This window comes from Nocardia terrae (assembly GCF_009760405.1).
In the GTDB taxonomy this organism is placed as follows: domain Bacteria; phylum Actinomycetota; class Actinomycetes; order Mycobacteriales; family Mycobacteriaceae; genus Nocardia; species Nocardia terrae.
In genome coordinates, this window is the sequence record NZ_WRPP01000005.1 from 533,259 (window position 1) to 552,399 (window position 19,141).

Genomic DNA, 19,141 nt, shown 5'->3' on the forward strand with positions numbered 1-19,141 from the left:
ACTCCTTCAGCGTCTGTCAACTGTCGATCAGTTAACGATCGTTTCCATTGTAGCGGGATCGCTGGTACCGTCAGGTCAGGTTGCGAGGTCGAAAGTAGGAGCCATCGATGCTGCGTACGGTGTTCACCGACGAACACGAGGACTTCCGCCGAATCGTGCGGGCGTTCGTCACCGAGGAGATCGAACCCGAGTACCCCAGTTGGGAACAGACCGGACGCCCCAGCCGCCACTTCTGGCGACGAGCCGGTGAACTCGGCATCCTCGGCATCGGAGTGCCGGCCGAGTACGGCGGACTTCCCGACTCGACCTTCCTGCACAGCGTGGTGGTTACCGAGGAGATCCAGAAGCGGTTCCTCGCGCTCGGCGGGCTACGAGTACAGACCGATATCTGCATGCCGTACTTCCTGCATTACGCCACCGACGAGCAGAAACGACGCTGGCTGCCCGCCCTCACCGACGGCAGTGCCATCGCCGCACTCGGGCTCTCCGAGCCGGGTGCCGGATCCGATCTCAAAGCCATGAGCACGCGCGCGGTGCGCGACGGCGATCATTACGTGGTCAACGGCGCGAAGACCTTCATCTCCAACGGCGCGGCGGCAGATCTGATCATTCTCGCTGTGAAGACCGACCCGCAGGCCGGACGCCAAGGCATCAGCTTGCTCGTCGTGGAGGGCGGCACCCCCGGCTTCGAACGCGGTCGTAGCCTGGACAAGCTCGGCCTGAAAGCCCAAGATCTCGCGGAATTGTCGTTCACCGATGTCCGCGTTCCGGTCTCGAACCTGCTCGGCGAGGAGAACCGCGGCTTCGAATACCTGACGGCGAACCTGGCCCAGGAGCGGCTGTCCATCGCGGTGAATTCCCAAGCCGCCGCCAGCGCGATCCTTGCACACACCGTCGCATCGCTCGCCGGTTCCGAGCCCGGCCAGCACGCCCGATTCGAGCTGGCCGCTTGCGCCACCGAGATCGAGGCCGGCCAATCCCTCATCGACCGGGCGCTGACCGAGCTGGCCGGTGGCACGTTGTCACCCGCCGATGCCGCGATGGCCAAGCTGTTCTGCACCGAGCTACAGAGTCGTATCGCCGACCGCTGCCTGCAGCTGCACGGCACGGCCGGCTACGCAAAGAAGGGCCTGATCGGACGCGCTTATCTCGATGGCCGCGTCAGTCGTATCTACGGCGGATCGAGCGAGATCATGAAGGTCATCATCGGTCAAACTCTCGGGCTCTAGCTTCGCGTCGTCGAGAATTTCGAGGAAGCCTCCAGATGTCCACGCCCGCCGAAACACCCACTCTCCCACTGCTGCCCACGCCGGAGGAGAAGCTTCTCCGCACCGCGGTCGCCAAACTCTCGCACCGCTACGGACCGGCTTACTTCCACCGTGTCACCAGTGCCGGGCAACCGGCGGCCGAAATATGGAACGATCTGGCGGCCGCCGGATACGTGGGAGTCCACCTTCCCGAGGAGTACGGAGGCGGAGGTGGCGGATTGGCCGACCTCGCCGCCGTGGTCGAGGAGACGGCGGCAGCGGGGGTTCCCACTCTGGCCGCCGTGTTCTCGTCCGGAGTGAACGGCACCATCCTCGCGAAGCACGGCACGGCCGAACAGCGCGCCCGATGGCTGCCTGGATTGATCGACGGCACAACGATGAGTTCCTTCGCGATCACAGAGCCCGGCGCCGGTACCAATTCGTTCAATATCGCCACCGCGGCCCGCCGCACCGAGACCGGTTGGTCGATCACCGGACAGAAGCACTACATCTCCGGCATGGACCAAGCGGGCTGGGTACTGGTGGTCGTTAGAACGGGCACCGACCGACAAACCGGCCGAGCGCGACTGTCGCTGTTCAACCTCGACGCCGATACCCCTGGGCTGACCTTCCAGCCGCTGCCGACCGAACTACAGATTCCTGAGCGGCAGTCGACGGTGTTCTTCGACGATGTCCACGTGACACCGGATCGCCTGATCGGCCCCGAGCACGAAGGCCTACGCGTTGCCTTCGCCGGTATGAATGCCGAACGTCTGCTGGTCAGCTCGATCTGCACCGGCGTCGGCCGTTACGCGTTGGACAAAGCTGTCGAGTACGCCAAACAGCGCACCGTGTGGCGTGACCCGATCGGATCCCACCAGGCGATCGCGCACCCGCTCGCCGCGGCGCGGATCGAACTGGAAGCCGCGAAACTGATGACCGAGAAGGCTCTACGACTCTACGACCTCGGCCGCGACGACGGGCAATACAGCAACATGGCCAAGCTGACGGGTGTCGACGCGGGTCTGGCCTGCCTCGACGCTGCGATTCAAACTCACGGCGGCAACGGCGTCGCCGTCGAATATCACCTGTCCAACTACTGGTTCCTCTTGCGCATGCTCAAGATCGGTCCGGTCTCGAAGGAGATGATCCTCAATTTCATCGCCGAGCGAACGCTGGGTCTGCCGCGTTCGTACTGAGCCCGTCCGGCATGCCAATCCGACACGTGAACGATCGGTCCGTACACTGTAGTGGTGAATCGCGAACAACGAATTCTTGAAGCAGCCGAGAAACTGTTCTCCGAACGCAGTTTCGACGGGATCGGAGTCGACGCGATCGGCAAGGAGGCGGGCGTCACCGGATCCGCGATCTATCGCCACTTCTCCAACAAGGACGAGATCCTTTCAGTGCTGTTCGATCAGGCCACCGACGCGCTACTGGTTCGCATCAGTGAACCGTTGGAGGATCCGCGCGCGGAGCTGGAGCGCTTGATTACCGCGCACGTCGAGTTCGCGGTCAGCCACAGCCGTCTCGCCGGCATCTGGGCTCGCGAGCAACGAGCCCTCACCGAGACGCACCAGCGCAACCTCGCGCGGCGTCAGCGGCGTTATACCGACCGGTGGATCGACGCACTCGACCGCTGCTATCCCGGACATCCCCGCGAGGACCTGGTCTCCACCGTCCGAGCCCTGCACTCCCTGATCACATCGGACGCCACTCGTCCGTCCGGCGGCAAGCGCGCCCCGCAACTGCAGGCCCTTCTCACAAATCTGGCGCTCGCCGCCGTCGAAGGATTGGCTCAGCCCGCGATCGAAGCGGTCGGCTGAGCCGCGAAACGCACCAGCGCAGCATCGAATTCGTCCGGGCACTCGATCATCGGATAGTGCCCGCATCGATCGATTTCGATGAGTTCCGCATCAGCCAGCCGCTCCGCCAGCCAGCGCGCACCTTTGCTGGAATGCACCGGGTCGGCAGCACCGATGATCTGGAGGACCGGAAGAGTCACCCGCGGTATGTCGCCGACAAGGTCGGTGCGGAACATCGTCCGATAGCACTCGACCGCGGCCCATGAAGGCATCGACAGGAAGATCTGCACGAGCCAATCGACAACTCGATCGCTGGGGGCCTGCGGGAATCCCGCAAGGATCGCCCCCCGGCGAGAGGTGATCCGATCTTCGCATTCGGCGGCGACCGCAGGCTGTTCGAGCTGGTCCGGCAGTCGGCCGAACGGGAATTCGGCGCTGCGACTTGCCCGTACGCCGTTCGAGCCCACCAGAGCCAACCGCGCGATGCGGCGCGAATCTCGCGCGGCGGCACGGAAGGCAACCTGCCCTCCGAACGACCAGCCGACGAGAGTGCAGGCTTGGACGTCCAGCTGTTCCAGAACTGCCAAGAGATCGCCCGCAAGGGTGTCCATGTCGTATCCGTCGATCGGCTTGTCCGACGAGCCGTGGCCTCGCTGGTCGACGCACAATACGCGATGCCGCTGGGCGAGGACCCGCACCTGCCGGTCCCAGACACGGTGGTCCAGGCCGAAGCCGGGAACCAGCACGACGGGACTCCCCTGGCCTATGTCCTGGACGTAGAGTCGAACCCCGTCCGCGACCTCGACGTAAGGCATTGCACCCCCATTTATCGGAAGTAAACGATCGTTCTCGTCATGATTGACGACCCACGGATCGTACCATAATATTGAGACGTAAAGGTTCATAAATAGACGAGGAGAGTGGCATGGGCGCCGCGACATCGAGCAGGTTCACGACGGAACAGCGCGATTTCGCCGAGGCGGTGCGAGAGTTCTGCCGACGTGAATGCGGCACCCGTGAGCAGCTGGACACGCTGACACAGGGCGGTACCGAGGCGCACAGCCCCGAGCTGTACGCGAAACTCGCCGCCACCGGCTATGTCGGAGTGTCGATGCCCGAGGAATACGGCGGCAGCGGCGGCGGGCCCATCGAGCAGGTCATCCTCTTCGAAGAGCTGTACTACGGCCTTGCCCCGGTTCACGGCGCAGGCACCACTCACACCGTCGCAGGGGTCTTCAAGCGATTCGGTTCCGAGGAACAGAAGAAGGCGATCCTGGCCGCGGCCGCCTCGGGAACAGTCCTGTCCATCAGCGTGTCCGAGCCGCAGGCCGGGTCGGATGCGGCGAACATCGGGTGCCGAGCACAACGGGTGCCGGGTGGATATCGCATCTCCGGGCAGAAGACCTGGTGCTCCGACGCACAGTTCGCCGAGTACATCCTGGTGGTTGTCCGAACGGACCGCGGGGACACTCGGCACGAGGGCCTGACCATGCTGCTGGTGCCTTCGAACGCCGAGGGCCTGACCATCCGGCCCATCAACACCATGGGCGGACGCGAGGTGAACGATCTCTATTTCACCGATGTCTTCGTTCCCGAATCCGACATGGTCGGCGTCGAGGGCGGCGCGTGGCGCCAGCTCATGGCAGGGCTCAATGGCGAGCGGCTGGTCTGCGCAGCACAGGGCCTGGGCATGGCCCAGCGCACGTTCGACGACCTGCTCCGCTACGTGACCGAACGCGAGCAGTTCGGCACCCGCATCGGCTCGTTTCAGGCACTGCGCCATCGCATCGCCGATCTCGCCATCGAGATCGAGGCCGCACGGGCGCTCACGTATGACACCGCACTCCGCATCGCCGACGGCGGCGGTGACCCGCAGGAGCTGGTCCGGCTCACCTCGATGGCGAAAGTCAAAGTCACCACCACGGCCAAAGCCGTAGCGCTCGAAGGCGTTCAAATGATGGGTGGCTACGGATATGCCGTCGAGTACGGCATGGAAGCCCACCTCCGGCGCGCGATCGCGCCCACGATCTACGCCGGCACCAACGAGATCCAGCGGGAGATCATCTCAGGCACCTACGGCCTGCGTTGACCGGAACCGCCACCGAGGGTGGTGTCGAAACTGACATCGAGCGCCCCAGCCACTATTATTGAGACACCATTCCTCTAAAATGAAGGAGAGTCTCGTGGGAAGCGCCGTCGGCGGTGAAGACGCCACAGGCAGTCGGCAAACCGCTCGTCGGCGCCCGCCTGGTCGTCCTCGCCGCGAAATCGATCTTGAAGCAGTCGCGGACGCGGCCGCAAAGCTATTCGCACAGGGTGGATACGAAGCCGTATCGATCGAAGCCACTGCCGAGATGCTGTCGGTGTCACGCGCAACCCTGTATCGAACCGTTCCCACCAAGGATCACCTGCTGGGGATTCTGTTCGAGCGCGCCACCCAGGATCTCCATCAATCGGCACTCGAACTGTTGGACCGAACAGCTGATCCGGGCGAACAGTTGTTCGGCCTCGTCCGACTGCAGATCGCCGCAGCAGTGGCGATGCGCCGGTACCTCATGGTGTTCTTCGGCGGGATCGGACTGCCCGACGACGTCGTCGACCGGTGGCGCCAATGGTCGCGGGCGTACGAGGAAGTCTGGGTCGGCGCCGTGAACCAGGCGATGAGTGCCGGCGTCCTGGAACCCTCCGAGGACCCAGTGCTCACCACACGACTGCTCTTGGGGATGTGCATCTGGGTTTCGCGATGGTACCGGCCCGCCGAGAAATACTCCGACGAAGACATCACGAACGCCGCAGTCCAATTGATCGCTCAATACACCCGTCGCACATGATGATCGCCGCCGGAACGTTTCCGGCGGCGATCATTTGTAGAGGCGATCATTGATAGAACAGCAGTACCGAACTCAGTCCCCGCGGGCTGGCCGCAGAGCCGCGCCCGCCACCATTGTTCCTTGACACGAGGCACAACGTCCACCGTCTCGGTCCTCCACTATGACCTCCACGAAGGTGAGCCGCCGTCCGAACCGAACTACGTTGCCGCGCACTGTAAGTGGCGCCAGGGCAGGACTGTGGAACTGGGCGTTCAAGGTGCCCGTCGCGGCCAGATGCCCGGGGGACGCGATTCTGGACGCCAGCAAGCCCATCATCTGGTCGGCGATCGCGACCACTATGCCGCCGTTCACCGAACCGTTCGGGTTGGGCACCATCGGTGTCGACGGAACTACGAATGTCGCTGTGTCGTCGGAGACCTGCGTGCAAATGGCGCCCAGCTCGCTCATCATCGGCAGATTGTTCGCCCATCGAACCCAGTCCGCCGGGTCTCGATTCGTCGGAGGAAGCCATTGAACCTCTGCGGCGGACTGGGCCGATGGTTCCTGCGGAGCCGCAGTCACAGCCCCAACTCCGCCGCGAGGATCGCTGTCACCGACTCGCTGGAACAGCTGGCAAGGCGAAAATAGCGGGCATCGGCGAAAGCCTGAGAGATCGGGTACTCGCGCATGTAACCGTAGCCGCCGTGCAACTGCAGTGCCTGGTCGGCCGCCCGGCACAGCAATTCACCGGCGCTCAGTGCCAAGGCCGCAGCGCGATACGGTGCCAGCCGGCCCGCACAGTGGTCACGGACACAGGAATCCACCAGGGATTCGGTGCGGACGATCTCGGCCAGCAGTGCGGCAAGTGCGTACCGGGTGTTCTCGAAGCTCGCCACAGTACGACCGAAAACCTTTCGGCCCCTGACATAGTCGAGTGCCCAATCGAGCGCGGTGCGCGCCCCCGCGACCGCGAGCACTGCCGACCACAGCCGCTGATCGCGCTGTATCCGCATGAGGTTGCCGTGCACGAGATCCTGCTCGTCTACTTCGACGCCATCCAGATGGATATCGAAGAGGCCAGCGTCCGACAGACCCATCGGCTCGATCTCATTACAGATCCGCACGCCGGGTGCGCGGGGATCCAGCACTGCGACCCTCGGATCGCCATCCGGACCGGCGACCGGAATCAGCAGGAGGCCAGCCGAAGCCGCGTTCACCACGCCGAGGACGACACCGTCGAGTCGGCCGCCGCCGGGCTGTGCGGAAAAGCGCACCGTATTGCCACCTACGGCGGCAATACGCTCCCCAGAAACCAGGTCGGGAAGCCATCGGGCCTGCTGTTCATCGGTCGAATCGTCCAACAGCGCCGGAATCGCCACACCCACATGGGTTGCGAAGGACAAACCCAGCCCCAGCAACCCATTTCGTGCAAGCTCCTCGGCGCCGACCAGGCCGAAACGTGGATCGGGTACGGCAGCGCCGCCCAGTTCCTCCGGGACTTGTATGCCAAGGAATCCGTTACGGCCCGCGGCGGCGAACATCGCCGCCGCGGACGGTGCGGGCACCACCTCGCGCTTGACAAACACGGCGAAGGAATCCCGGAACGCCTCGTGTTCGTCGTCGAATACCCGACGCGCGGTAGCCAATTCAGTCTCGCTCATGAGTTGGTCCACACCGGTGCACGCTTCTCCACGAACGCACGCGCCCCTTCCGAGGCATCGTGGGAGGAACGAACGATATCCGTGTGTGGCGCTTGGCGGGTGAACGCCTCGGCGAACGGCCAGTCGACGGACTGATCGACGAGCAGTTTCGCGGTGCGCACGGCCATCGGTGCGTTGGCGGCGATGACGGCCGCCAACGCCCGGGCCTCCTTCGCAGCGGTCCCCGCCAGCACCACCCGATTCACCAGACCGATTTCGGCCGCCCGCCCGACACCGATCGGTTCGCCGGTCAGCACGATCTCCATCGCAAGCGCGCGAGAGATTCGCCGTGGCAGCCGCAACACTCCGCCGGCTGCGGCGACCAGTCCGCGTTTGACCTCAGGAAGCCCGAACTCGGCATTCTCGGCCGCCACGATCAGGTCGCAGGCCAGTGCGATCTCCAATCCGCCACCGAGCGCCTTGCCTTCCACGGCGGCAATCAGCGGTTTGGTGGGTGGACGCTCCACGATGCCGAAGCCGCCGCGGGTCGCGGATATCGGCCGCTCCCGAGTCTTGCTGAACGCCTTGAGGTCCATGCCCGCGCTGAACACCGGACCGGTGGCGGTGAGAATCCCTACACGCGCATCCTCGCGAGCCTCGAATTCGTCCAAGGCCGCCGAAATCGCTTCCGCGGTCGGCCGATCGATCGCGTTGCGAACCTCCGGCCGATTCAGCGTGATGGTCGCGATCCCGTCGGCGACGTCGAACAGAACCGCGCTCATCGCGGAGCCATCCGGATCGCACCGTCGAGCCGGATGGTCTCGCCGTTCAGCATTCCGTTGTCGATGATGGCCAGCGCCAGCTTGGCGTACTCGTCCGGGTCGCCGAGTCGACTGGGATGCGGAACGGTCTTCGCCAGGGAGTCGCGCACATCGTCCGACAGCCGCGCCAGCAGCGGAGTGTCGAAGGTGCCGGGCGCGATCGTGCAAACTCGGATGTTCTTGCCGGCCAGGTCGCGTGCCGCGACGATCGTCATGCCGTGGATGCCCGCTTTCGCCGAGGCATACGGAATCTGACCGATCTGTCCTTCGAAGGCAGCCACCGATGCGGTCAGCACGCAGACACCTCGATCGCCGTCGAGCGGCTCGTTTCCGGCCATCCGCGCGGCGGCCAGGCGCAGCACGTTGAAGGTGCCGATCAGGTTGATCCCGACGACTTCCGAATAGAGTTCGAGCGAGCCCGGGGTGCCGTCCCTGTTCACCAGGCGCACCGCGCCGCCACGGCCCGCACAATGGACGACCGCCCGCAGCGCACCGCGTTCCTCGGCAGCGTCGAACACGGCATTCATGGCCTCCGGATCGCGCACATCGGCAGCGCGGAACTGCACCCGGTCGCCGAGTTCCTTGGCGACCGCCTCACCGTTGGAGCTCTCCAGGTCGGCGATTACCACACTCGCGGCTCCGCCATCGAGGAGTCGGCGCACTGTCGCGAGTCCGAGCCCCGAAGCACCGCCGGTGACGACAGCCGAGATTCCCTTGATATCCATGTGTCTTCTCCAGTGTCCAGGCGCTCAGATGCGCTCGATGATGGTGGCGTTCGCCATGCCGCCGGCCTCGCACATGGTCTGCAGCCCGTAGCGGCCGCCCGTGGCTTCGAGTGCGCCGAGCATGGTCGTCATGAGGCGGGAACCGGAGGCGCCGAGCGGGTGGCCCAGGGCGATCGCACCGCCGCGGGGGTTGAGCTTCTTCGGGTCGGCGTCGAAGTGGTCACGCCAGGCCAGTGGCACGGGCGCGAAAGCCTCGTTGACCTCATAGTGATCGATCTGATCGATGGTCAAACCGCTTCGCCGAAGCACCTTTTCGGTAGCCGGAATGGGACCGGTGAGCATGGTGATCGGGTCGTCGCCGGCCACCGCGAACGAGTGGAACCGGGCCCGGGGGCGCAGACCCAGTTGCGCGGCGCGCTCCTCGCTCATGATCAGCATCGCGGAGGCGCCGTCGGTGAGCTGTGAGGAGTTACCCGCTGTGATGTGCCAGCCGATCTCGGGGAAACGCGCGCTCATCTCGGAGGACTCGAACGACGGCCGCAACCGGCCCAACTGTTCGACGGTAGTCCCGGGCCGGGGCGTCTCGTCCTGGGTGACCAGAGTGCCGTCCGGAGCGATGATCGGGACGATCTCCCCGGAGAAGTCAGCAGCCACGGCGAGTTCATGCGAACGTGCGGAGAATTCGTCGAGCACGGCGCGGCTGTATCCGCGGCGAGCCGCAATCAGCTCCGCCGAGACTCCTTGCGACACCAGGCCGGGGGCATACCGTGCCGCAACCGAAGGGCCGTACGGATCCTGTCCGATTCGCGCTGTCAGCATGGGGATTCGACTCATCGACTCCACGCCGGACGCGATCACGATGTCGTACGCGCCGGCGATCACGCCCTGTGCCGCGAAGTCTGCGGCCTGCTGACTGGAACCACACGCCCGATGCACCGCCGTGGAGGGGACGTGTTCGGGCAATCCGGCCGCGAGCCACGCCCAGCGGCCGACCGGACCGGACTGTTCCCCAACCTGGCTGACGCATCCGGTGATGACGTCGTCGACCTCACCCGGATCGACGTCATTGCGTTCGAACATCTGCCGCAGGACCTGCCCCAGCAGGTCGACCGGATGAACCGACGAGAGCGCGCCGCCCGGCTTGCCCTCCCGCGGTGCTCGCCCCTTGCCCATGGGTGAGCGAATGGCGTCGACGATGACAGCCGTGCGCGTCATGTACCGCTCCTTGTCGCTAGATAATTTTGAGCCTGACTGTCTCAAAGATAACCTGACCCAACCAGGTAGTCAAAGGTCGTTCACTGCCCACACTTTTGGCGAATTGGCAAATTATCAGCTTCTGTCGCTGGATATGACCCAATCCGCGTGCCATGATGTGAGCGATCGTTCTCATTGGAGGAGAGATGCAGAGTCGCACCAGAACCGGGCCACTGACCGGACTTCGAGTAGTCGAACTCGCCGGGATAGGCCCGGGCCCGTTCGCCGCCATGCTCCTGGCCGATCTGGGCGCCGATGTAGTCCGCATCGAGCGCCCGGACGGCTCCGGCAGCAGCCTTCCCCCGGAATCCGACATTCTCCGGCGCAACCGACGTTCGGTCGTTATCGATCTACGCGCGCCGGAGGGAGTACGGGCCGCACTCGGTCTCGTCGAACACGCCGACGTGCTGATCGAGGGCTACCGCCCCGGCGTCACCGAACGCCTCGGCCTCGGCCCGGACGAATGCTGGGAGCGCAACCCACGGCTCGTCTACGGCCGGATGACCGGCTGGGGGCAGGAAGGTCCTCTGGCTGCCGCGGCCGGACACGATATCTCCTACATCGCCATTACCGGCGCTCTGGGCGCGATAGGTCGGCAGGGCGAACGCCCAGCGGTGCCACTGAACCTGGTCGGCGACTTCGGCGGCGGTTCCCTGTACCTGGCATTGGGGATACTCAGCGCGGTGTTCGAGGCCGGTCGATCCGGGCGCGGCCAGGTGGTCGACGCGGCGATCGTCGATGGCGCGGCTTCGTTGACCACACTCATGCACTCGATGCTCGGCGCGGGACTGTGGCGTGATGAACGTGGCGTCAACATGCTCGACACCGGGATGCCTTGGTATGACGTCTACGAGACGTCCGATGGCGGATGGATGGCAGTCGGCGCCCTGGAGCCGAAGTTCTATGCCGAGTTCGTCGCACTTCTCGGTATCGAGACAACCGAGCACGATCGTAAGAATCCGGCGACGTGGGCCGAGCTCCGCGAGAAGATCGCGGCGGCATTTGCTGAGCGCACACGCGAGGAATGGTCGAAAATCTTCGAAGGCACGGACGCATGCGTTGCGCCTGCCCTAGGTTTCAGCGAGGCCACGCGGCATCCACATCTGCGAGCGCGCAACACATTCCTCGAGGTCGACGGGATCACCCAGCCCGCACCTGCGCCCCGGTTCAGCCGGACTCCGGCGGCCATCCCCCAGCCGCCGGTGCGGCCCGGCGCACACACTCGACAGACACTTCTCGAATGGGGCGTGTCCGACGCGGATGCCCTGATCGAATCCGGCGTGGCGGTGCAATCATGACCGATATCTCGACTCCTCAGCACTCCTCAGAACACGACGAGGTGCTCGTCGAACGATGCGGCGCGGTCGCGGTGATAATCCTCAACCGCCCCCACCGCCTGAACGCGCTGACGCATGGGCAGATGGTCGAGCTGCGGCGCTTCCTGCTGCGGCTCGACAATGACCAGAGAGTGCGAGCGATCGTTCTCACCGGACAAGGCAGGGCCTTCTCCTCCGGCGCGGACCTGAGTGCGGGTCCCAGCAACGCCAAGTCCGTACTTCGCGACTATTACAACCCGCTCATTCGTGACATGGTCGGTATGGCCACACCGATCATCGCGGCCGTCAACGGAGTCGCGGCCGGAGCCGGCGTGTCCCTCACGCTCGCGTGCGATTTGCGCGTCGCGGCGGAAAGCGCCTCCTTCCGGATGTCGTTCGTCAATGTCGGGCTGGTGCCCGATGCCGGTGCGACCTGGCTGCTTCCCCGCGCAGTCGGCTCAACGAGAGCCGCCGAGATGGTGCTGCTCGGCAAGTCGGTCGATGCAGTCGCCGCGGAGCGTTTCGGGCTCGTGAACGAGGTCGTGCCGGACGACGAAGTACGCTCCCGGGCAGTGGAACTCGCCACCACCATCGCCTCACTCTCTTCGTCGGTGCGCTCCATCCGCAGATTGCTGCATCTGTCCTTCACATCCGACCTGTATGACCAGCTCGACGCCGAAGCGACCGCTCAAGGCATCGCGCAGCAAGGTCCCGATTTCGCCGAGGCGAAACGAGCCTTCGCTGAAAAGCGCCAACCGAAGTTCATCTGATCGTCCGAAAGGAGCGGAATTTTGCCGACCATCGGCGGCAGCGTGATCCAGAACGCCCGGCGCGTTCCGAACCGCGAAGCAATCGTCGCCGGGGATCAACGCTGGACCTGGCGGGAGGTCGATCTGTCGGCCGCCCGGATGGCGGGTGCACTGCACGCCGCAGGCCTGGGCAAAGGCGATCGTTTCGGCATCGTCTCGGGCAATACGCCCGGATTCCTGATCGCATCGTTCGCCGCTTCCCGGCTCGGCGCGATCGTCGTGCCTATCAACACCCGACTGGCCGTGCCGGAGATCGAGCACATCCTGGCCGATTCCGGATGCGGGATCGTCGTCGCGTCGGCCGAACATCTGCCTCGGGTCGAGGCCGCGAGCAGATTCTCGGAGCACCTGAAGGTCGCCACCCTCGGGCCGAGCGGGGAGCTGCCCGACTTGCTCGATGCAGTCGTTCCGCCTCCACCTGTCGACGAAGACCGAGCATCCGAAAGCGATGACGCGTTCATCGTCTACACATCCGGTACGACCGGCAGCCCCAAGGGCGTACTGCTGGATCACCATCGCGCAGTCTGGGCGGCCATGGCCCAGATCGTCTCGCTCGGTCTCCGCGACGGTGATCGTTACCTGCATCTACCACCGCTGTATCACTCCGGCGGGGTGGTCTTCCTCAACGCGATCACTCTGCTCGGCGGGACCAACATTCTGATCCCCGAATTCGACGCCGGGGCAGTACTCGAAGTGGTGGAACGAGAACGGGTCGCGGCCCTCCTGGGCGTTCCCACCATGTACCAGTTCCTACTTCGCCACCCCGACATCGACAACCGTGATCTCTCGTCGTGGCGGGTAGGCGCCTTCGGTGCCGCACCGATGCCGAGCACAGCCATCGAAGCGATGCTGTCGAAACTCCCTCAGGTGCGGTTCTTTCAGCAATGCGGCCAGACCGAGGCCGGTCCGACCGGCCTGTATTCGACCGTGGAACAAGTACGGGCCGAACCGGACTCGTCCGGCCATCTCGCTCAGCCTTTCGTCGAGGCGCGCATCGTCGATTCGGATGGCAGGGAGGTCGGACCTGGATCCATCGGTGAACTCGAACTTCGCGGAGAGCCGATCATGAAGGGGTACTGGGGCAATCCCGAAGCCACAGCGGCGACGCTGCACGACGGCTGGCTGCGCACCGGCGACCTCTTCCATGTCTCCGCCAACGGCAGCATGAAGCTCGTCGACCGGCTCAAGGACGTCATCATCACCGGTGGCCGCAATGTCTACTCGGCGGAGGTAGAACAAGCTCTGAGTCGGCACCCCGACATCATCGACTGCGCCGTCATCGGCCGACCGCATCCGGACTGGGGTGCCACCGTGCTCGCGGTGATCACCCCACGAGCAGGCGCAGGCATCACCGCCGATCTGGTGCGCGAACATTGCCGCGCGCTGCTCGCCGATTACAAGATTCCCCGCGAGATCGTGCTCGGCCCGATCCCTCGCAACGCGGCAGGGAAGGTACGGAAGAGCGTTCTTCGCGAACAGTTCGAGCGTGCCACGGATCCAACGAATACGCCGGGCTCATAACCGGCCGGTGCCGCACCAACTCCCCAGCCATTTCTCGATTCTGATCCACTTCGCCGATAGTGATAGTAGTGTCATTTTTGACAAAACTGTCAGCTACCTGTTCGTCGTCGGCACTGGTGGAGGCGCCGCGCCGATCACTGGAACCGCAGGAGGATGCCACCGTGGGCAGTTGGTTGGATCGCGAGATATCACGCAGATCCCTGATGCGATCGTCAGCATTGGCTACCGGGGCTGTCGTCGCCGCTGGGGCATTGTCTGCACAGCAGACTCCGACCGCCCGCGCCCTGGGCGGGGAGGCAGGGGCGGGGCCCACCCGCCTCGGGCAATTCGCGGGTATGGCCGAGGCCCTTCAGGACTCCGGGACGACGGTCGAAGCGGTCGAGCTCAACTGGGACGACATGGGTCCGGCCCCGCAACGGTGGACCGCACAGGGCATCGCGGCGCCACTCGAGCTGTTCTTCTGGTGGGGTTACGTCCGGCTCCCCGACAGGCGCCCTATTCTGCTGGTCCGGCTGATGACACCCGCCGGCTCGCTCGAGGTGGCGCACGGCGAGACCGGCGACGGGATGTTCGGACGGCAAACACCCTTGCAGCCGACCGGTTTCGGAGGAGCAGCGCTCTATCGAGCCGTCGACGGCGATCCGGAGGGATTCACCACCGATCCGACCACGTGGGAGATGACGGGCGAATCACCTCGCATGCTGTACCGCACCTCCTCCAAACGTGCGCACGTCATCGAGGGCGATTTCTTCGATACCACGTGGGATTACATGCCCCGGACCATGTGTGTCACCCCGCCGGGCCCGATGGGACCGTATTTCAGCGGCGCCGCCACGGTCTCTGGAACCTACCTCGGTCAAAGCGTCAGCTATAACGGCGGATTCGATCGCATGTACGGCGCCGGAGCGGTCGACTTCGTGACCAGTTCCCCGTTCATCTACCTCGCCTTCTCGGGTGTAGGACCCGACGGCAGGCGGGAATGGGGCGCGGTCTTCGTCGCTGGCGACAAGGGTGCCGCGATGTACTGCCGCGACGGCGACGAACCCGTCACCTCGACCGAGGTGCGGCTGGAGGCACGATACGCTCGCGATCCGGGCAATCCGTCCCGCATCTCGCCGTCACATGCGATCTTTCGGTTCGCCGACAAGGAGATCCAGTACGTTGCCAAGCACGGCGCCGCGGTGTCCACGTATTACGACCTGCTGACATCGATCTACCCCATTGTGAATACCGAGGGAAATTGGCGCGAGCGCAACTCACCCCCTCAGTTCACGCAGTGGCTGGGTTCGATCGAATCCCATATCCCGGAGGGCTCTGTACAGCTGTGATCGGGTGACAGCAATTTCATCCTCAGACCGACGATGGGAGCTCGGGCTTGCCTTGGAGCCCCCATACGGTGAGCGTGGTCAGCACGGGAACCAGCGCGTCTTGCGGAAGCCGCGACGTTCCGAACAACCAATCCGAATGGATAGTCACACCCAACGCCATACCAATGATGACTCGGATCGCGGTCGAGGCGTCGATGTGCCAGGCCCGTTGATCAGCTTCGAGAGCGAATATCGCCTCCAATTCCTCGAACAACGGGCGGAGCGTGAACTGCAGCTCCGGAAACACCACACCGTCCGGATCCTCGAAGGCGAGGGCCGCTACCAGCGCGATCAGCAGTCGACGTTCGCGATCGAGCACGGCGACGAGATTGGCGTAGAACTCGGCGACCTCGGTCTCGGTATCCCGCGAGCCTCTGGGCCGCTCACCCCATTCGGTGGCGAACTCCTGTATGAACTGCTGCACCGGCGCGATGACCGATTCTCGAAAGAGCGCGGCCTTGCTCGGGAAGTGGCGGAACAGAGTTCTCTCGGCGAGCCCGGAAGCCTCCGCGATATCCCGCGTCGCGGTGCCGCGGTAGCCGCGCTCGGCGAACAGCGCACGTGCCGCGTCGATGATGCGCTGCCGGTTCCGATAGCGGGGCGAGCTGCGCCCGTCACTGCTACTTGCCGCTGGATCGTCCACCGCACCACGGTAGTCGGCGCTCCAGGCCGACGCATGCGGCCACGCGGGATCGGCCGCATTCATCCGAAACTGTCCAGTGCTTCGAGGTCGACCACCGCGTTCGTCATGCGCTCGAGGTTGGCCAGTGATACCTCAGGTGGCTGCATCGTCGGCTCCAACAGTCCCGCGCCGAGGGTGAACAGCCAGAAGAACAGGCCGTGGAAGATCTGCTGCCGGTACCCGATCATCAACTCGCCCTGCGACAGAGCCGGACCGCCGGCCGCCTCGAGGTGCGCCGCGTATTGCCGCAGCAGGTCACCTTCCCACGCCCGCCGGTCTTCGACGGTCAGCGAGGAGGTCAATGCGTAGGCCAAGTCCAGACCCCAGTGCCCCTTGGTGATGCACTGCCAGTCGTACAGACCCATGCGACCGGCGCTGTCCACGTACCAGTTGCGCGAGTGCACGTCGGAGTGGAGCAGAGTCATCGGCCCCTGGCGATGCCGAGCGAGCGACCCCAGAAACGCCGGCCACAGGTCGTCACGGCGCCGCAGAAATTCGGCGGGGCTCAGATGTGCGGCACGATCGATTCCGATCATGCTGCGGCTGCGGAATCGGATCAGTTTGTTGACCTCGAGCTGCCACGTCTCCGCATTCTTGATACCCCGCAGATCGGACTCGAATCGTGCACTGTTCCAGAAGGTTCCGTGCAGTGTGCCGAGCACCCGAACGATGTCCTCGGCCCGGGACCTGTCGATGTAGACCTTCGTCGAGTCTCCGAATGTGCAACCTCGGGTTTTCGAGACGTCCTCCAACAGAAACATCGAGCGGCCTGACCGCCGGTCGCAGGCAGCGTAGTAACCCAGCGGCGCTGCGATACGGAGGCCGGGTCGAATCGTGTTGTAGAACAAGGCTTCCATGGAGGCGACACCGGTCGGAACCGTCAGCAGTCGATGGGCGATGGTCGGCGTTGCCTTCGTGAACAGATCGGTCGGCAGACCCGCAAGCTGTCCGGTCTCGTTGTAGGTAACCGTAATTGCTCGACGCGAGGTCGTCCCGTCACTGCCGTCACCCAACTCGAAGTCCACGACATGAGCACGACTGGTAGCGCCACACAGAGCGCTGGTGAGCCATGAGGTGGTGAGCTGCTCGACCGAACGCGGAATATCGTGCGCGACTCGTGGACGACCAGGCCGGAAACGTTCACAGACGGCGCGGAACACGATGCTTCCCGCGTGGCCGAGCACATGCTTTCTCGTCAATTCGGATGCCACAGAACCCTCCTCATCCCGTGGTGCTGTAGGCGTCGAGTAGCGATACCAAGCCCCCACGGAGACCGGGGTCATCGGTGAGGGGCCCGGCGATCGCCGCAATGGTGGCCGTACGAAAACTCAGGCCCTGCTGCATCAACGCGGCGGCGGCGATCAACGTGCGGGTCGAAGCGACCTCGCACAGTCCGGCGTCGTCGAGCCGGCGGATCGCCTGGCCGAGCCGGATCAGGTTGTCGGCTTCGACATCACTGATGCCCGATTCCTCGATCAAGATCTTGCGCTCGATCTCGGCAGGCGGGAACCCGAGTTCGATCGCCACCATCCGCTGTCGCGTCGATGCCTTGAGATCCTTCAAGACACTCTGATAGCCCGGGTTGTAGGACACCACCAGCTGGAATCCCGGCGCTGCGGACAGCAGGGTGCCGCCGAGGCGTTCGAGGCTGAGTTGGCGCCGGTGGTCGGTCAGCGAGTGAATGGCGACAATGGCGTCCTGGCGTGCTTCCACCACCTCGTCCAGATAGCAGATACCGCCCTCACGGACCGCACGCGTCAACGGCCCGTCGACCCATCGGGTGTCGCCGCCGACGAGCAAATAGCGACCGAGCAGGTCCGATGCGGTCATGTCCTCGTGACAGGACACTGTGAACAGCGGTACTCCAAAACGGTGGACCATATGCTCGACGAGCCTGGTTTTACCGCAACCGGTGGGCCCCTTCAGCAGGATAGGCAACCCGCTTCGCCACGCGGCGGCAAACACCTCGGTTTCGTCACCCACCGGGAGATAGAGCGGAGCCTCAGCGCCCCCCACAGTCGAGCTCACCGATGAAATCGCTTCTGTCACAACGCCTTCCTTCTGTTCGATCGGCCGCCACCGGCGTGCCGAGCGCGTGCCTCCGCCGTACGCAGTGCCGAGCCGAGCACCGCGGGAACCACCCGGGCGAGCTGATGCGAGTCTCGAACCACGCAACGCATTGCCTCGGCCCAAACCCATTGCGCGGCTTCGCCATCAACCCCCGATGTCCCGATTGCGATACCGACACAAGCGATCCCCCGGTCAGCGGCCTCGGACAGTGCGCGACGGCTGTCCTCGCGGGCATAGCGATCCGCGTAGCCCTCGTCGTAGGGCAGTCCGTCCCCGATGACGATCATGAGCAGGTTCGAGGTTCCGGCCCGTGTGCTCAATAGTTGCGCGCCGTGCCTGAAAACCGCTCCGAGCCGGGTGAAACCGGTCGGTTCGAGTGCGTGCAGCCGCGCGCGTGCGCGGTTGTCGAAGCGGTCGCCGAAATCCTTGACTCGCAGCATCCGTATGCTCTCCCGGCCGCGCGCGTAAAAGGCGTGGGTGGCGACTCGTACACCGAGCTGATCGAACGCCGCCGTCAACTGCCCTGCGAGTCGGCGCTGCTCATCGAACAACGCCCCATGGCCCGAGCGCTCCGCCGCCGAGCCGGTCGCGTCCAACAGGACCAGCACACCCAGATCACGCCCCGTGCGCCGGGAGTCCTCGTAGATCTTGGGTTCGCCGCTACCTCCGGCGGCTATCGCGGATCGATAGTCGACCACCGCGGTCAGGTCGAGCAGGGCGCCCTCGTCCTGCCTGCGGTGGCGTTCCCAGCCGAGACCTAGCCGAGCCAGCGCGGCGCGGAGTTCGGTATCCACGGCCAGATCCGGCGTTGGTCCCGATTCGCGCCGAGCCGGGTCGAGTTCGGCGACGGTACACCAGTCGGTGCGGTATGCCTTCCGAACCCAATCCCATTCCGGATATCGCACGCCCAGAACCGGTGTGCCCGATATGGATACAGTGACTGGCGGAGGACGCCGCGCCACCGCTGCTCGCGAGCCGACCGGGCCACTTCGATGCGCGCCGATCGGCAATTCCGCACCCGTGCCACCGGCGCCTGCGGCGCGCCCCATTCCGAGCATCCGCTGCAGTGCTGCG

19 protein-coding genes are annotated in these 19,141 nt (G+C 64.8%); 9 read left to right on the forward strand and 10 right to left on the reverse strand.

Annotation, left to right across the window (positions count from 1 at the left end; translation table 11 throughout):
* Positions 1-107: 107 nt before the first annotated feature.
* From GPX89_RS26575 to GPX89_RS45975, 3 genes are read left to right on the forward strand one after another with little or no spacing between them, the layout of a single operon-like run.
* Positions 108-1,229 (forward strand): acyl-CoA dehydrogenase family protein, encoded by a 1,122-nt coding sequence (locus GPX89_RS26575; protein ID WP_157390364.1) that lies wholly within the window; start codon positions 108-110, stop codon positions 1,227-1,229.
* A gap of 35 nt (positions 1,230-1,264) precedes the next feature.
* A complete protein-coding gene (locus GPX89_RS26580; RefSeq protein WP_157390365.1) occupies positions 1,265-2,446 on the forward strand; it encodes an acyl-CoA dehydrogenase family protein in 1,182 nt (393 codons plus the stop codon).
* A gap of 54 nt (positions 2,447-2,500) precedes the next feature.
* The gene (locus GPX89_RS45975) at positions 2,501-3,073 is read left to right on the forward strand and encodes a TetR/AcrR family transcriptional regulator (protein ID WP_328602342.1); all 573 of its coding nucleotides are present in this window, start codon (positions 2,501-2,503) and stop codon (positions 3,071-3,073) included.
* Here GPX89_RS45975 and GPX89_RS26590 read toward each other — a convergent pair.
* Positions 3,046-3,798 carry an alpha/beta fold hydrolase gene (locus tag GPX89_RS26590; RefSeq protein WP_328602343.1) on the reverse strand — a complete coding sequence of 251 codons (753 nt, stop codon included), beginning with the start codon at positions 3,796-3,798 and terminating at the stop codon, positions 3,046-3,048. The genes GPX89_RS45975 and GPX89_RS26590 overlap by 28 nt on opposite strands.
* A 179-nt stretch (positions 3,799-3,977) precedes the next feature.
* Here GPX89_RS26590 and GPX89_RS26595 point away from each other — a divergent pair, with 179 nt between their 5' ends.
* Both GPX89_RS26595 and GPX89_RS26600 read left to right on the forward strand, forming a co-directional pair.
* Positions 3,978-5,141: an acyl-CoA dehydrogenase family protein gene (locus GPX89_RS26595; RefSeq protein WP_157390366.1), complete on the forward strand. Its 1,164-nt coding sequence runs from the start codon at positions 3,978-3,980 to the stop codon at positions 5,139-5,141.
* 94 nt (positions 5,142-5,235) lie between these two features.
* Positions 5,236-5,883: a TetR/AcrR family transcriptional regulator gene (locus tag GPX89_RS26600; RefSeq protein WP_328602344.1), complete on the forward strand. Its 648-nt coding sequence runs from the start codon at positions 5,236-5,238 to the stop codon at positions 5,881-5,883.
* A 72-nt stretch (positions 5,884-5,955) separates the two neighbouring features.
* Here GPX89_RS26600 and GPX89_RS46275 read toward each other — a convergent pair whose 3' ends face one another.
* From GPX89_RS46275 to GPX89_RS26625, 5 genes are all read right to left on the reverse strand, one after another.
* On the reverse strand, positions 5,956-6,333 hold the full coding sequence (locus GPX89_RS46275; RefSeq protein WP_157390368.1) for a PaaI family thioesterase: 378 nt from the start codon (positions 6,331-6,333) through the stop codon (positions 5,956-5,958).
* 107 nt (positions 6,334-6,440) lie between these two features.
* Positions 6,441-7,523: an acyl-CoA dehydrogenase family protein gene (locus GPX89_RS26610; RefSeq protein WP_157390369.1), complete on the reverse strand. Its 1,083-nt coding sequence runs from the start codon at positions 7,521-7,523 to the stop codon at positions 6,441-6,443.
* Positions 7,520-8,284, reverse strand: a complete 765-nt coding sequence (locus GPX89_RS26615) for a crotonase/enoyl-CoA hydratase family protein (RefSeq protein ID WP_157390370.1) — start codon at positions 8,282-8,284, stop codon at positions 7,520-7,522. The genes GPX89_RS26610 and GPX89_RS26615 overlap by 4 nt, the downstream gene beginning before the upstream one ends.
* Positions 8,281-9,048: an SDR family NAD(P)-dependent oxidoreductase gene (locus GPX89_RS26620; protein WP_157390371.1), complete on the reverse strand. Its 768-nt coding sequence runs from the start codon at positions 9,046-9,048 to the stop codon at positions 8,281-8,283. Before GPX89_RS26620 ends, GPX89_RS26615 begins: the two co-directional genes overlap by 4 nt.
* Before the next feature lie 24 nt (positions 9,049-9,072).
* Positions 9,073-10,263 carry a thiolase family protein gene (locus GPX89_RS26625; protein ID WP_157390372.1) on the reverse strand — a complete coding sequence of 397 codons (1,191 nt, stop codon included), beginning with the start codon at positions 10,261-10,263 and terminating at the stop codon, positions 9,073-9,075.
* Between the two features lie 185 nt (positions 10,264-10,448).
* Between GPX89_RS26625 and GPX89_RS26630 the strand changes: the two genes are divergently transcribed.
* The 4 genes from GPX89_RS26630 to GPX89_RS26645 all read left to right on the forward strand — a co-directional run bounded on the left by GPX89_RS26630 (position 10,449) and on the right by GPX89_RS26645 (position 15,276).
* Positions 10,449-11,600 (forward strand): CaiB/BaiF CoA transferase family protein, encoded by a 1,152-nt coding sequence (locus tag GPX89_RS26630; protein WP_198347596.1) that lies wholly within the window; start codon positions 10,449-10,451, stop codon positions 11,598-11,600.
* On the forward strand, positions 11,597-12,388 hold the full coding sequence (locus GPX89_RS26635) for an enoyl-CoA hydratase/isomerase family protein (RefSeq protein WP_157390373.1): 792 nt from the start codon (positions 11,597-11,599) through the stop codon (positions 12,386-12,388). The genes GPX89_RS26630 and GPX89_RS26635 overlap by 4 nt, the downstream gene beginning before the upstream one ends.
* Positions 12,389-12,409: 21 nt before the next feature.
* The gene (locus tag GPX89_RS26640) at positions 12,410-13,948 is read left to right on the forward strand and encodes a class I adenylate-forming enzyme family protein (RefSeq protein WP_157390374.1); all 1,539 of its coding nucleotides are present in this window, start codon (positions 12,410-12,412) and stop codon (positions 13,946-13,948) included.
* A 116-nt stretch (positions 13,949-14,064) separates the two neighbouring features.
* Positions 14,065-15,276 carry a hypothetical protein gene (locus GPX89_RS26645; RefSeq protein ID WP_157390375.1) on the forward strand — a complete coding sequence of 404 codons (1,212 nt, stop codon included), beginning with the start codon at positions 14,065-14,067 and terminating at the stop codon, positions 15,274-15,276.
* A 22-nt stretch (positions 15,277-15,298) separates the two neighbouring features.
* On the opposite strand, the gene GPX89_RS26650 is transcribed toward GPX89_RS26645, so the two are convergent.
* From GPX89_RS26650 to GPX89_RS44830, 4 genes are read right to left on the reverse strand one after another with little or no spacing between them, the layout of a single operon-like run.
* A complete protein-coding gene (locus GPX89_RS26650) occupies positions 15,299-16,021 on the reverse strand; it encodes a TetR/AcrR family transcriptional regulator (protein ID WP_198347597.1) in 723 nt (240 codons plus the stop codon).
* Positions 16,018-17,280 (reverse strand): aminoglycoside phosphotransferase family protein, encoded by a 1,263-nt coding sequence (locus GPX89_RS26655; protein WP_157390377.1) that lies wholly within the window; start codon positions 17,278-17,280, stop codon positions 16,018-16,020. The genes GPX89_RS26650 and GPX89_RS26655 overlap by 4 nt, the downstream gene beginning before the upstream one ends.
* Positions 17,219-18,046 carry a CbbQ/NirQ/NorQ/GpvN family protein gene (locus GPX89_RS26660; RefSeq protein ID WP_328602345.1) on the reverse strand — a complete coding sequence of 276 codons (828 nt, stop codon included), beginning with the start codon at positions 18,044-18,046 and terminating at the stop codon, positions 17,219-17,221. Before GPX89_RS26660 ends, GPX89_RS26655 begins: the two co-directional genes overlap by 62 nt.
* Positions 18,043-18,861 carry a hypothetical protein gene (locus tag GPX89_RS44830; RefSeq protein WP_235948036.1) on the reverse strand — a complete coding sequence of 273 codons (819 nt, stop codon included), beginning with the start codon at positions 18,859-18,861 and terminating at the stop codon, positions 18,043-18,045. The genes GPX89_RS26660 and GPX89_RS44830 overlap by 4 nt, the downstream gene beginning before the upstream one ends.
* Between the last annotated feature and the right edge of the window lie 280 nt (positions 18,862-19,141).